The organism is Acidovorax sp. GW821-FHT09B03, assembly GCF_059418305.1.
On sequence record NZ_JBWKPP010000003.1, the window covers coordinates 410,680 to 424,236 of the forward strand.

Here is a 13,557-nt window from a genome sequence, read left to right on the forward strand (position 1 = left end):
GCCTGCGGCACCCACTGAACATGCGGCCTGCCGCAAATGAGGAGAACACCCTGTGACCCCTGCCGAGACCGACGACCTCTTCCTGCAGCGCCTGTGCGACGTCATGCAGCGCATCGCCCAGCAGGGTGACCTGCGCGCCATCGGGCCGCTCATGGACATGACGGGCGAGCGGCCCGAGGAAAGCGTGCAGGCCCGGCTGGCCGAGGCCTTCGCCCACATGGTGGTCAAGCTGGAGGCGCGCGAGTTCGAGCTCGAGTGCCGCATTTCCGACCTGGACCAGACCCGCCGCGAGCTGGAGGCCGCCAACCTGGACCCGCTGACCGGCCTGCCCAACCGCATGATCGCGCGCGACCGGTTGCGCCAGGCGCTGACCGATGCCAACACGCGCCAGGGGCTGCTCACGGTGCTGTTCCTGGACCTGGACAAGTTCAAGCAGGTCAACGACACCATGGGCCATGCCGCTGGCGACGAGCTGCTGTGCCTGGTGACGCAGCGCCTGCGCGGCTGCCTGCGCGATGGCGACACGCTGGCACGCCTGGGCGGAGACGAGTTCCTGTGCGTGCTGCCCGGTGCCAGCGCCGACGACGCGCAGGGCGTGGCCAACCGCATGGTGGCGGCGCTGACAGACCGCTTCCAGCTCGCCGTCGGCGGCGCGGACATCGGCACCAGCATTGGCCTGTCGCATTTCCCCGACCATGGGCGTGGCGTGGACGAACTGATCGCCCATGCCGACGCCGGCCTGTACGAGGCCAAGCGCAACGGCCGCAACCGCTGGTGCTACGCGCCGGCCGGTGCCACCGCGGCCTGAGCCTGCCCAGCCCAGCCCTGCGCGGCGCGGCGGCGGCGCCTCGGGGCGGTGCCTCAGTACGGTGGCGCCGTCTCGGCCGACAGGTCCAGGCTGCGCATTAGCTTGATCCATTCGTACGGTGTGAGGTGGGGCTTGACGCTGTCGAGCACCGCCGCGAACACCGGTGCCGGCGCATGGGCGCGCATGTCGGCCAGCATCGCGGTGCGCTCGGGCGGCGACATGAAGGGCACCAGCCAACGCAGGATGGCCATCATTTCCTCGGGCGGGATGGAGGCCACCAGCGCGTTGTGCACCTCCACCAGCTCCGCATCGCTGTAGTGCGCCCAGAGCACGCCGTTGTGCGTGGTCTCCTCGGCGTGCATGTGCTCGAAGTTGTGGGCGATGAACAGCGCCAGCTGGCGGTACAGCGCCTGGGTGGCCACGGGCCGCGCCGCGGGCGCGCAGCCCAGCAGCTGCGTGACGCCGGCGGCCAGCGCGGTGATGGCTGCCTCGTGCTCGCCATGCTCGCCTTCGAGCACGCGGGCCGCACCCGGGGCGCGGGCCTCGATGGCCGTGTGCACGAAGGCGTTTTCATGCTGCAGGTGCGAACGGCACAGGTCCAGCAGGTCCATCACGCGCTCGCAATGGCTGGCAAATTCGTCGTCGTCCGTCACATCCATGCGGCCCAGGGCCAGCAGGGTGTGGGCCATGACGGCGCGCAAGGCCTTGTGGATGCCGGCATACATGTCCATGCGCGGCGCGCCAAGGGATGCCGAGGGATCGGCATGGGCCGAGATCAGGGCCGAGATTTCGCGGGGGTCGATGTTCATCGCTTTGCTCTTCTTTCATGCTGCCCTTGCGGGCCGTTGCCACACCGTCTCTTGCGGTGTTCGGCCGGGTGCACCATGCACCCGCAGCCGATGAAAGAAGTCTAGGAAAGCGCGGCGTTTTCGCCTGTGAAGAACTTCCGCTTTTCGCGCCCCGCGGCCGGCCCCTGCGTGACATCCATCACGCTGCGGCGCGCAGCATGTCGACGGCCTTCTCGGCGATCATCACCGTGGGTGCGTTGGTGTTGCCGCTCACGATGCGCGGCATGATGGAGGCGTCCACCACGCGCAGGCCCTGCAGGCCGTGCACGCGCAACTGCGCATCCACCACGTCGAGCGGACCCGGCCCCATGCGGCAGGTGCCCACGGGGTGGTAGATGGTGTCGGCGTACTGGCGGATGAACTGCTCGATCTGCGCAGGGGTCTGTGCACTGGCCGATGCGGGCAGTTCGCGCGCACCGAAACGCGCCAGCGCCGGCTGCGCCAGGATCTCGCGCAGGCGCTGGAAGCCGCGCACCATGCGCTGCATGTCGTCAGCGTCTTCGAGGAAGCGCGGGTCCACCAGCGGCAGGGCCATCGGGTCCTTGGTGGCCAGCGCCACCGAGCCCCGGCTGCGCGGCTGCAGCAGGCACACATGGGCCGAATAGCCATGGCCCAGCACGGTCTTGCGGCCATGGTCCACGAGCTTGCCGATCACAAAGTGCAGCTGCAGGTCGGACGCGGCCTCGGCCGGATCGCTCTTGATGAAGCCGCCGGCCTCGGCAAAATTGGTGGTCAGCATGCCGGTGCGGCTGCGCCGCCATTCGAGCACGCCGAGCAGTTGGCTCCACATGCCCGAGGGCGAGATGCCGAACAGGTCCTTGAGCGCTGGCGCATTGAACACCTGCACCAGGTCCGGGTGGTCATGCAGGTGCTGGCCCACGCCCGGCAGGTCGTGCAGCACCGCAATGCCGTGGCGCTGCAGGTGCGCGGCTGGGCCCACGCCCGAGAGCATGAGCAACTGCGGCGACAGCAGTGCACCCGCGCTGAGCAGCACCTCGCGGCCGGCACGCACCTCGTGCAGCGCACCGCCCTGGTGGTATTCCACACCCACGGCGCGCTGGCCCTCGAACAGGATGCGCGTGGCGTGCGCGCCGGTGATCACCTGCAGGTTGCTGCGCGAGAGGTGCGGCGTGAGGTAGCCCTTGGCCGCGCTGTGGCGCTCGCCATTCTTATGCGTCACCTGGTACATGCCCACGCCTTCCTGCGAGGCGCCGTTGAAGTCGGTGTTGTGCGGGTGGCCGGCCTGCACGCCGGCCTCGTTGAAGAACTGGCTGAAGCGGTTGGGCGAGCGCAGATCGGCCACGTTCAAGGGTCCACCCTCCCCATGCCAGGCATCGGCGCCGCGCTCGTTGTTCTCGGCCTTGAGGAAATAGGGCTTGACGTCTTCCCAGCCCCAACCCGGGTTGCCCTGTTCGGCCCAGTGGTCGTAGTCGGCGTGCTGGCCGCGGATGTAGACCATGGCGTTGATCGAGCTCGATCCGCCCAGCACCTTGCCGCGCGGCTGGTAGCCCTGGCGGCCGTTGAGCGCGGCCTGCGGCGTGGTGTTCTGGCCCCAGCCGTTGAGCTCGAACTTGGCCATCACGGCCAGGCCCGCCGGACAGTGGATGAGCACACTCTTGTCGGCGGGCCCGGCTTCGAGCAGGCACACGCGCACGGCGGGGTCTTCGGTGAGCCGGCCGGCCAGCACGGAGCCGGCCGAGCCGCCCCCGATCACGATGTAGTCGAACAACATGTTTTTTGTCTCCAGGCCATGCGCAGAGCCTTTGCCGCGCACGGACCCGATGGACCATAACCGAACGGGCGTGCGATTCGGCTTACCATGCTGCCCGTCTGTTTCACTTTGAAGAGAGCTCTCTATATGACGATTCAAACGGTTGGCATCATCGGCGCGGGCACCATGGGCAACGGCATTGCGCAGGCCTGTGCGGTCTCGGGCATCGACGTGGTGATGGTGGACATCTCCGATGCTGCAGTGCAAAAGGGCCTGGCCACCGTGGCCGGCAGCCTGGACCGCCTGATCAAGAAGGACAAGATCACGGCCGCCGACAAGGATGCAGCGCTGGCGCGCATCAAGGTCTCCACGAGCTACGACGACCTCAAGGCCGCCCAACTGGTGATCGAGGCCGCCACCGAGAACTACGAGCTCAAGCTCAAGATCCTGAAGCAGGTGGATGCGCTGGTGGCGCCCGAGGTGCTGATCGCTTCGAACACCTCCTCGATCTCCATCACCAAGCTGGCGGCCGCCACCTCGCGCGCGGACCGCTTCATCGGCATGCACTTCTTCAACCCCGTGCCCATGATGGCGCTGGTGGAGATCATCCGCGGCCTGCAGACCAGCGATGCCACGCACGACGCCGTGAAGGCCCTGGCCGAGGCCCTGGGCAAGAGCCCCATCACCGTGAAGAACGCGCCCGGCTTCGTGGTCAACCGCATCCTGGTGCCCATGATCAACGAGGCCTTCTTCGTGCTGGCCGAAGGCCTGGCAACGCCCGAGGACATCGATGCCGGCATGAAGCTCGGCTGCAACCAGCCCATCGGCCCGCTGGCGCTGGCCGACATGATCGGCCTGGACGTGTGCCTGGCCGTGATGGACGTCTACCTCACCGAGTTCGGCGACAGCAAGTACCGCCCCTGCCCGTTGCTCAAGGAAATGGTGGCCGCCGGCCGCCTGGGCCGCAAGACCGGCCAGGGTGTCTACACCTACTGAGGACCCCAGGCGCGCTGTCCCCCCGGGGACGGCGCGCCCATCGCGTTGGGTTTTCAATCATGGGCAAGGAGACATTTGCGCCCATGACCAGCAGCATCACCCCCACCACGCCCCCGGCCGAAGGCTGTATCGACACCCAGGTGCTCGGCCACATCCTGCTGATCGGCATCAACCGCCCGGCCAAGCGCAACGGCTGGACGCCGCCCATGTTCCGCCAACTGGCCGAGGCCTATACCCGGCTGGACGATGACCCCGAGCTGCGTGTGGGCGTGCTGCACGCCTTTGGCGACCACTTCACGGCCGGCCTGGACCTGCCGGCGGTGAGCGCCTACATGCAGCGCGGCGAGAAGGCCATCCCCGAAGGCATGGTGGAGCCGCACGACTACGGCCTGCCCGGCTACCGTCGCCGCACCAAACCCATGGTGGTGGCGGTCAAGGGCATCTGCTTCACGGTGGGCATCGAGCTCATGCTGGGCGCCGACATCGTGGTCGCGGCCGACGACTGCCGCTTTGCGCAGATGGAGGTGCAGCGCGGCATCATGGCCACGGGCGGCGCCACGCTGCGCATGGCCGAGCGCGCCGGCACCGGCAATGCCCTGCTGCACCTGCTGACCGCCGACGAGTTCGGCGGCGCCGAGGCCTTGCGCCTGAACTTCGTACAGAAAGTGGTGCCCGCAGCGCAGGTGCTCGACGAGGCCCTGTCCATCGCCCGGCGCATCGAGGCCCAGGCCCCGATGGCCGTGGTGGCCACCCGGCTCAACGTGCTCAAGGCCATCGAGCAGGGCCAGGCGGCCGCGGTGGCCGAATTCATCCCCGTGCAGAAGCAACTGGCCAACAGCGAGGATGCGGCCGAGGGCGTGCGCGCCTTCGTGGAACGCCGCCCTGCCCGCTTCACGGGCCGCTGACGGCAAGCCTGGCAACGCTGGCCCGTCGTTGCCACCCCTTGCTTGCGCACGCACGCGCTCCATGCGTGAATAGCACCTTTGGCCAGAACGCGCAGCACGCACCCCTGAAAACAGACTCAGCAACAAAAGATTACACAATTCAATTGTACGCAATTTAATTCCGGCGCACAATTCATCCCATGGCACGCAGCAACCCTTCCACCCACACCCCCAGCCCAGCCTTGCTGCGCCTGGACAACCAGGTGTGCTTCGCGCTGTACTCCGCCTCGCTGGCCATGACCAAGCTGTACAAGCCGCTGCTCGAAACCGTGGGTCTGACCTACCCCCAGTACCTGGTGATGCTGGTGCTTTGGGAGCAGGACGGCGTGACCGTCTCCGAACTCGGTGAGCGCCTGTTCCTCGACTCGGGCACGCTCACCCCGCTGCTCAAGCGCCTGGAAACCTCGGGCCTGATTGCCCGCATCCGCGACGCCCAGGACGAACGCCGCGTGCGCATCAGCCTCACGGCCCCGGGCCGGGCGCTGCGCGACAAGGCCGAGGCGATTCCACCCTGCGTGCTCGAAAGCAGCCAGTGCACCCTGCCCGAGCTGACCGCCCTGACCGGGCAGCTCAAGACCTTCCGCGACCGGATCCAACCGCCGCGCTGACCCTTTTTTGTTCCGTTCCCACCCCGTCCGCATTCAGGACATTCATTCACCCACTGCAAAGGAAGACACCATGACGCAACTCGAAAAAGTCCTCTACACCGCCAAGGCCCACGTAACCGGTGGCCGTGATGGCGCCGCCAAGACCGACGACGGCCGGCTGGATGTCAAGCTGTCCTCGCCCGGCACCTCCGGCACCGGCACCAACCCCGAGCAGCTGTTCGCCTCGGGCTACGCCGCCTGCTTCATCGGCGCCATGAAGGCCGTCGGCGGCAAGATCGGCATCCCCGTGCCGCAGGACGTCTCCATCGACGCCGAAGTCGACCTGGGCCCCATCCCGAACGCCTATGGCATCGCCGCCCGCCTGAAGATCAGCCTGCCCGGCCTGGACACCGCCACGGCCCAGAAGCTGGTGGACGCAGCCCACCAGGTCTGCCCCTACTCCAACGCCACGCGCGGCAACATCGACGTGACCATCACGCTGGCGTAAGCCATGGGCCGGCTGCTGCTCCCCCGCATCGCGGTGGCCCTGGTGGCCATCGAGCATGCCTACATCCTGGTGCTGGAGATGTTTTTCTGGAACAAGCCCCTGGGCCTGAAGACCTTCAACCTGACCCAGGAGCTGGCCGATGCCACCACGGTGCTGGCAGCCAACCAGGGCCTGTACAACGGCTTCCTGGCGGCCGGCCTCTTCTGGGGCTTGTTCACCGGCAACCGCCTGTTCAAGATCTTCTTCCTGGTGTGTGTGATCGTGGCCGGCGTCTTCGGCGCCGCCACAGCCGTGCCCAAGATCTTCTACACGCAAGCCCTGCCCGCCATCATCGCGCTGGGACTGGTGCTGGCACTGGACAAGTCGCAGGCACGCAAGGCCTGAGCGCCACCCGAGGCATCCCCTGAACGGCCCGCCGGCCCACGCCGGCGGGCCGTTTTGCATGCTGCATTGCAGCGACCTGTCGCACAGGTTCCCGCAGCCGCTTGAGGACGCCCGCCGATTGGTTTAGCGTGCGGCCATGAGCACCACCACCCTCCTCGTACGCCAGGACGCCCTGGCCCATACCGCCCTGCGCACCACCCAGGATGTTCCGCTGGCCGATGGCCAGGTGCGCGTGCGCGTCGAACGCTTTGCGCTCACGGCCAACAACGTCACCTATGCCGCATTGGGCGGCATGCTCAACTACTGGCAGTTCTTTCCTTCGGACGAGACCGGCTGGGGCATCGTGCCCGTGTGGGGTTTCGGCTCGGTCGTGCAGTCGCTGCACCCCGGGGTGGCCGTGGGCGAGCGGCTCTACGGCTACTGGCCCATGTCCACCCACGCCGTGCTCACGCCCGCGCGGCTGACCGAGGCCGGCTTCTACGACGGCGCGGCCCACCGCGCCAGCCTGCATGCCGTGTACAACCAGTACGTGCGTACCGGCACCGACCCGTTCTACACCCCCGACACCGAGGACATACAGGCCCTGCTGCGCCCGCTGTTCATCACCTCGTGGCTGATCGACGACTTCATGGACGACCAGCAGTTCTTCGGGGCCCGGCGCCTGCTGCTGTCCAGCGCATCGAGCAAGACGGCCTATGGCACGGCCTTCCAGCTCGCGCAGCGGGACGGCGTGGAGGTGATCGGCCTGACCTCGCCCGGCAACGTGGCCTTTTGCGAAAGCCTGGGCTGTTACGACCGGGTGGTAGCCTACGATGCGCTGGAGCAGATCGATGCCGCCACGCCCTGCATCTACATCGATTTCGCGGGCAGCGTGGCCGTGCGCGAAGCCATCCACCAGCGCTTTTCCGCCCTGGCCTACAGTTGCGCCGTGGGTGCCAGCCATGTCAACGACCTGGGCGGCGCCGGCCAGTTGCCCGGGCCGCGCCCGACCATGTTCTTCGCCCCCGCCCAGATCAAGAAACGCCGCGACGACTGGGGCGCACAGGTGCTCAACGAGCGGCTGGTCGCTGCCTGGCACGCCTTTTCCACCGCCGTGCAGGCACCGCCCTTGTCCTGGCTGCAGGTGCAGCAGCACCAGGGCCCGGAGGCCGTGGAAACACTGTTCGCGGCCGTGCTGGCCGGCGGCGGCGATCCGCGCACAGGGCACATGGCGGGCCTTTGACTGGCGCCGGCACGGGGCGGGGGACAATGGGGCATGAACCGACTGCCCCCGACCGACACCGCCGCCGCCGCCAGCGCCTCCGACCAGCACCCCTATGCGCGCCTGACGCCGGACCAGGTGCTCGATGCGCTGGCCAGCGTGGGCCTGTATGGCGATGGCCGGCTCATGGCCCTGTCGTCCTATGAAAACCGCGTCTACCAGGTTTCGCTCGAGGATGGTCAGCGCGTCGTGGCCAAGTTCTACCGCCCCGGCCGCTGGAGCGAAGCACAGATTCTCGAAGAGCACGCCTTTGCGGCCGAGCTGATGGCGGCCGAGGTGCCAGCCGTGGGCCCGATGGCACTGAACGGCAGCACCCTGCATGCGCACGAAGGCTTCGCCTTTTCCGTGAGCCCCTGGCGTGGCGGGCGCGGGCCCGAGCTCGACGATTTCGATGTGCTCGAATGGATCGGCCGCTTTCTTGCGCGCATCCACACCGTGGGCGCCGCCCAGCCCTTCGTGCACCGGCCGGCGCTGGACCTGCAGGGTTTTGGCACCGCCTCGCGCGAGTGGCTGCTGGGCCACGACATGATCCCGCTGGACATGCAGTCGGCCTGGCAGGAACAGTGCGACAAGGCGCTTTCGCTGGTCGCCGCCAGCGGCCTCGCGGATGCCAGGTCCATCCGCCTGCATGGCGACTGCCACCCCGGCAACATCCTCTGGACACCGACCGACCTGCCCGGTGGCGGCCCGCACTTCGTAGACCTGGACGATGCGCGCATGGGCCCGGCCGTGCAGGACCTGTGGATGCTGCTGTCCGGCGACCGGCGCCAGCGCACGCAGCAGCTGGGCGCCCTGGTGGAAGGCTACGAGCAGTTCCGCAGCTTCGACCGGCGCGAACTGGCCCTGGTCGAGCCCCTGCGCACGCTGCGGCTCATCCACTACAGCGCCTGGCTGGCGCGCCGTTGGCAAGACCCGATCTTTCCGGTCAATTTCCCCTGGTTCGGCAGCAGCGACTACTGGCGCGGCCAGGTGGACATGCTGATCGAGCAGTGCGAGGCCATGGGCGAGGAGCCGCTCTACGCCTGACAAAGCCCCCTTCGCCCACGCGGTCGGGGCCGGGCACGGCCGCCCGCCTCCCGGCGGCCGAAAGCGCCATCGGCGCTTGGGGCACGGCCGGGCCTCGTATATGCTTTGCCATCTTCGCTATCGCACACTGGCCTGAACCATGAAAGACCTGTTTCGGAACCTTCTCTCGATCCGCCAGCAACGCCGGCCGGCCCCCGTGGGCAGCGTGCCCGCGGTGGGCGTCGCCATCATTCGCGGGGACATCAAGATGAATGTCACCGAACCCATTTCCCGTGACCTGTGGAGCTGGATGGTGCTGTCGGGCTGGCGCAACGTGCCGGTCAAGAACGACCGCCGCCAATACGTCGAGCTGCCCGACGGTTTGCTCAAGCAGCTGATCGATGCGGCGCCGACCGAGCGCGACGCCGTCCATGCGCGCATCATGGCCAAGGCGAAGGAAGAGTGACGACACCTCCGTTCGCCGGGGCGCTGCGCCTCGGTGCAGCCACCCCGGGCGGCCGCACACGCAGGCGTCAGGCCAGCAAGGCGTTGACGCGCTTGACGTAGGCTGCCGGATCGGCCGGCAGGCCACCTTCGGCCAGCAAGGCCTGGTCGAACAGGATGTGCGCCAGGTCATGGAAGTGCACGCTGCCCTCGAGTTTCTTGACCAGGGCATGCTCGGCATTCACCTCCAGCACGGGCTTGGACTCGGGCGCCTGCTGGCCGGCCTGCTTGAGCATGCGCGCCAGCTGGGTGCTCATGCCGTCGTCCTGCACCACCAGGCAGGCCGGTGAGTCGACCAGGCGGGTGGTCACGCGCACGTCCTCGGCCTTGTCCTTCAAGGCCTCCTTGAGCTTGGCCAGCAGCGGCTTGAAGGCCTCGGCAGCCTCCTCGGCGGCCTTCTTCTCGGCCTCGTCCTGCAGCGAGCCCAGGTCCACGGCGCCCTTGGCCACGCTCTGCAGCGGGGTGCCGTCGAACTCGTTGAGGTAGTTCAGCGCCCATTCGTCAACGCGGTCGGTCATGAGCAGCACTTCGATGCCCTTCTTCTTGAAGACTTCGAGCTGCGGGCTGTTCTTGGCCGCGGCCAGGGTGTCGGCCGTGATGTAGTAAATGGCCTCCTGGCCTTCCTTCATGCGTGCCTTGTAGTCGGTAAAGCTGACCGTGGCCGTGTCGCTGGTGGTGCTGGCAAAGCGCAGCAGCTTGGCCAGGCGTTCGCGGTTGCCGAAATCCTCGCCCAGGCCTTCCTTGAGCACCGAGCCGAACTCGGCGTAGAAGGCCGTGTACTTGCCCTCCTTGGCCTTGTCGTCGGCATCGACCACGTCGGTCACACCTTCGTCACCAGCAACCGCTTCGTGCCGGTCGTGCTTGGCCAGGTCTTCCAGCATGGACAGCACGCGCTTGGTCGAGCCCTCGCGGATGGAGCGCACGTCGCGGCTTTCCTGCAGCAATTCGCGGCTCACGTTGAGCGGCAGGTCGGCCGAGTCGATCACCCCCTTGACGAAGCGCAGGTAGGTCGGCATCAGCGCCTCGGCGTCGTCCATGATGAAGACGCGCTTGACGTAGAGCTTCACGCCGGCCTTCTTGTCGCGGTTCCACAGGTCGAACGGAGCCTTGGCGGGGATGTACAGCAGCTGCGTGTACTCGGTGTTGCCTTCCACGCGGTTGTGCGCCCAGGTCAGCGGGGCCTCGTGGTCGTGGCTGATGGCCTTGTAGAACTCCTGGTACTGCTCTTCGCTGATGTCCTTCTTGGGCCGGGTCCACAGGGCGCTGGCCTTGTTGATGGTTTCCCACTCGCCGGTCTTGACCATGCCGCCGGGCTGGCGGCCGCCGTTCTCGTCCGCCGGGTTGATCAGCTCGCCGTCCTTCCACTCTTCCTTTTCCATCAGGATGGGCAGGCTGATGTGGTCGGAGTACTTGGCGATGACCGACTTGAGCTTCCAGGCGTTGAGGTACTCCTCGGCCTCTTCGCGCAGGTGCAGGATAATGCTGGTGCCGCGCGCGGCCCGGGTGATGGCCTCGACCTCGAAGTCGCCCGTGCCACCGCTGGTCCAGCGCACCCCCTCTTCGGCCGGCACGCCGGCGCGGCGCGATTCCACGGTGATCTTGTCGGCCACGATGAAGCCGGAGTAAAAGCCCACGCCGAACTGGCCGATGAGCTGGGCGTCGGCCTTCTGGTCGCCCGAGAGCTTGCCCATGAAGTCCTTGGTGCCGCTCTTGGCGATGGTACCCAGGTGGTCGATGGCCTCCTGGGCCGTCATGCCGATGCCGTTGTCGGTGATGGTCAGGGTCTTGGCGGCCTGGTCGAAGGACACGCGCACCTCGAGGTTGGGTGCGTCTTCGTACAGGGCGTTGTTGTTCAGGGCTTCGAAGCGCAGCTTGTCGCAGGCGTCCGAGGCATTGGAGATCAGCTCGCGCAGGAAGATTTCCTGGTTGGAGTACAGCGAGTGGGTGACCAGGTGCAGAAGCTGGGCCACTTCGGCCTGGAACGACAGGGTTTGTTTGTTGCTCATGGTGTCTTGGAGTTGCTTTGGTTCGGTCTGGGGAACGGCATCGGCACCCCAGGCCTGGGTGCAAAGGACGTTCGCGGGTGCTCAGCTCGGGGCGCTTGCGCCGATTTCAAGGTCCGCGGTCGGTGGGTGCCAGCCGCTGCGTGCCGGCACGCCGACGGCACACCCATGAGCTTACCGTGCATTGTTGACAATTGAGGGCCCGTTGGCGCTGGTAATACCCATTTGACCGCCATAAGATGCGCCCCGTGCAGCGGCGGGGTGCCGCCAGCCATGCTTTTTTGGAACACCGCCCATGCCCACTTCTCTGCAAAAATGGTCTGCCGAATTCCTCGGGACGTTCTGGCTCACGTTCGGCGGCTGCGGCAGCGCCGTGCTGGCCGCTGCGTTTCCGCAACTGGGCATCGGCTTCCTGGGGGTCTCGCTGGCTTTCGGCCTCACGGTGCTCACGGGGGCCTACGCGCTGGGGCCCATCTCGGGCGGGCATTTCAACCCGGCGGTGTCGGTCGGCCTGGCCATCGGGGGGCGGTTCAAGGCCGCCGAGCTGCCTGGCTACATCGCGGCCCAGGTGCTGGGCGCCACCGTGGCGGCGGGCCTGCTCTACCTGATCGCCACCGGCAGGCCCGGGGCCGACATCGGCGGCTTTGCCACCAATGGCTACGGTGAGCACTCTCCCGGCGGCTACGGGCTGGTGGCCGCCGTGGTGACCGAAGTGGTGCTCACGGCGGTGTTCCTCATCGTGATCCTGGGCGCTACTTCGCGCCGGGCGGCCGAGGGCGTGGGCGGGCTGGCCATCGGCCTGTGCTTGACCCTGATCCACCTGGTCTCGATCCCGGTGACCAATACCTCGGTGAATCCGGCGCGCAGCACCGGCCCGGCCCTGTTCGGCCCGGCGCATGCGCTGTCGGAACTGTGGGTCTTCTGGGCGGCCCCGATGGCCGGCGCGCTGCTGGGCGCCGCCCTGTACCGGGTCCTGTTCGGCGAAGACTGAGGAAAAAAACTCAGCGGTCCAGCGTGATGCGCTGAATCAGCGCCTGCAGGATGATGTCGGCCTTGTCGTTGGCCACCTGGCAGGTGCCTGCGGCGGCATGGCCGCCACCGCCGAACTCCAGCATGAGGTTGCCCACGTGGGTCTGGCTGCTGCGGTCCAGGATGGACTTGCCGGTGGCCAGCACCGTGTTCTGCTTTTGCAGCCCCCACATCATGTGGATGGAGATGTTGGCCGTGGGGAACAGCGCGTAGATCATGAAGCGGTTGGTCGCCCAGATGGTCTCCTCGTCGCGCAGGTCCAGCACCACCAGGTTGCTGATCTTGATGGCGCAACGCAGCAGTTGCTCCTTGGCCTTGGGCGCATGCTCACGGTAGAGCGCCACGCGCTCCTGCACGTCGGGCAGCGCCAGGATCTCCTCGATGGTGTGGTCGCGGCAGTACTTGATGAGGTCCATCATCAGCGCATAGTTGCTGATGCGGAACTCGCGGAAACGGCCCAGGCCGGTGCGCGAATCCATGAGGTAGTTGAGCAGCACCCAGCCCTCGGGGTTCAGGATGTCCTCGCGCGAGTACTGGGCCGAGTCAGCCTGGTCCACCGCCGCCATCATTTCGTCGGTGATGCGCGGGAAGGCCGCCTTGCCGCCATAGTGGTTGTAGACCACGCGTGCCGCCGAAGGCGCATGCGCCTCGATGATGTGGTTGCTGTCGCGCCGCCCCGAATTGCGGATGGTTTCCGACTCGTGGTGGTCGAACACCAGGTGGGCGCCGGGCACGTAGGGCAGGTTGGTGGTGATATCCCGCTCGGTGATAGGTACCTTGCCGTCCTGCATGTCCTTGGGATGCACGAAAGTGATCTCGTCGATCAGGTCCAGCTCGTTGAGCAGCACGGCGCACACCAGGCCGTCAAAGTCGCTGCGGGTCACGAGGCGGTATTTTTTGTCGCTCACTGTGTTTCTCCTTGTTACATGCGGCGCGAATGGCACGATGGTAGCAATGCCCGCGCTCCCC

At 67.2% G+C, this 13,557-nt stretch carries 14 protein-coding genes; 10 read left to right on the top strand and 4 right to left on the bottom strand.

The window, feature by feature from the left end; all coding sequences use genetic code 11:
- Positions 1-52 precede the first annotated feature (52 nt).
- Positions 53-808, top strand: coding sequence for a GGDEF domain-containing protein (locus AC07PA_RS08305; protein WP_007861040.1), 756 nt, complete (start codon positions 53-55; stop codon positions 806-808).
- A gap of 53 nt (positions 809-861) precedes the next feature.
- Here AC07PA_RS08305 and AC07PA_RS08310 read toward each other — a convergent pair whose 3' ends face one another.
- Together AC07PA_RS08310 and AC07PA_RS08315 are read right to left on the bottom strand one after the other, a co-directional pair.
- Positions 862-1,617, bottom strand: a complete 756-nt coding sequence (locus AC07PA_RS08310; protein ID WP_007861045.1) for a hemerythrin domain-containing protein — start codon at positions 1,615-1,617, stop codon at positions 862-864.
- 178 nt (positions 1,618-1,795) lie between these two features.
- Positions 1,796-3,388 (bottom strand): GMC family oxidoreductase, encoded by a 1,593-nt coding sequence (locus AC07PA_RS08315; RefSeq protein ID WP_494608416.1) that lies wholly within the window; start codon positions 3,386-3,388, stop codon positions 1,796-1,798.
- Positions 3,389-3,514: 126 nt separating this feature from the next.
- Here AC07PA_RS08315 and AC07PA_RS08320 point away from each other — a divergent pair, with 126 nt between their 5' ends.
- The 8 genes from AC07PA_RS08320 (at position 3,515) to AC07PA_RS08355 (ending at position 9,518) form a co-directional block, all read left to right on the top strand.
- Positions 3,515-4,363: a 3-hydroxybutyryl-CoA dehydrogenase gene (locus AC07PA_RS08320; RefSeq protein WP_007861053.1), complete on the top strand. Its 849-nt coding sequence runs from the start codon at positions 3,515-3,517 to the stop codon at positions 4,361-4,363.
- Positions 4,364-4,446: 83 nt separating this feature from the next.
- The gene (locus AC07PA_RS08325; RefSeq protein WP_494608417.1) at positions 4,447-5,268 is read left to right on the top strand and encodes a crotonase/enoyl-CoA hydratase family protein; all 822 of its coding nucleotides are present in this window, start codon (positions 4,447-4,449) and stop codon (positions 5,266-5,268) included.
- Between the two features lie 179 nt (positions 5,269-5,447).
- Positions 5,448-5,915: a MarR family winged helix-turn-helix transcriptional regulator gene (locus AC07PA_RS08330; RefSeq protein ID WP_007861056.1), complete on the top strand. Its 468-nt coding sequence runs from the start codon at positions 5,448-5,450 to the stop codon at positions 5,913-5,915.
- Positions 5,916-5,985: 70 nt separating this feature from the next.
- The gene (locus tag AC07PA_RS08335) at positions 5,986-6,402 is read left to right on the top strand and encodes an organic hydroperoxide resistance protein (RefSeq protein WP_007861058.1); all 417 of its coding nucleotides are present in this window, start codon (positions 5,986-5,988) and stop codon (positions 6,400-6,402) included.
- Positions 6,403-6,405: 3 nt separating this feature from the next.
- Positions 6,406-6,786 (top strand): DUF1304 domain-containing protein, encoded by a 381-nt coding sequence (locus tag AC07PA_RS08340; RefSeq protein WP_007861059.1) that lies wholly within the window; start codon positions 6,406-6,408, stop codon positions 6,784-6,786.
- A gap of 136 nt (positions 6,787-6,922) precedes the next feature.
- Positions 6,923-8,008, top strand: a complete 1,086-nt coding sequence (locus AC07PA_RS08345) for a DUF2855 family protein (protein WP_494608418.1) — start codon at positions 6,923-6,925, stop codon at positions 8,006-8,008.
- A gap of 33 nt (positions 8,009-8,041) precedes the next feature.
- Positions 8,042-9,073, top strand: coding sequence for a serine/threonine protein kinase (locus tag AC07PA_RS08350; protein ID WP_007861067.1), 1,032 nt, complete (start codon positions 8,042-8,044; stop codon positions 9,071-9,073).
- A 139-nt stretch (positions 9,074-9,212) separates the two neighbouring features.
- Positions 9,213-9,518, top strand: a complete 306-nt coding sequence (locus tag AC07PA_RS08355) for a hypothetical protein (RefSeq protein ID WP_007861069.1) — start codon at positions 9,213-9,215, stop codon at positions 9,516-9,518.
- A 67-nt stretch (positions 9,519-9,585) separates the two neighbouring features.
- Here the strand turns inward: AC07PA_RS08355 and htpG are convergent, their stop codons facing one another.
- Entirely contained in the window at positions 9,586-11,562 is a 1,977-nt protein-coding gene (gene htpG, locus AC07PA_RS08360) for a molecular chaperone HtpG (RefSeq protein ID WP_007861071.1), read from the bottom strand.
- Positions 11,563-11,854: 292 nt separating this feature from the next.
- Here htpG and aqpZ point away from each other — a divergent pair, with 292 nt between their 5' ends.
- The gene (gene aqpZ, locus AC07PA_RS08365) at positions 11,855-12,550 is read left to right on the top strand and encodes an aquaporin Z (protein WP_007854359.1); all 696 of its coding nucleotides are present in this window, start codon (positions 11,855-11,857) and stop codon (positions 12,548-12,550) included.
- A 10-nt stretch (positions 12,551-12,560) separates the two neighbouring features.
- On the opposite strand, the gene AC07PA_RS08370 is transcribed toward aqpZ, so the two are convergent.
- Positions 12,561-13,496: an exopolyphosphatase gene (locus AC07PA_RS08370; RefSeq protein WP_494608419.1), complete on the bottom strand. Its 936-nt coding sequence runs from the start codon at positions 13,494-13,496 to the stop codon at positions 12,561-12,563.
- Positions 13,497-13,557 lie beyond the last annotated feature (61 nt).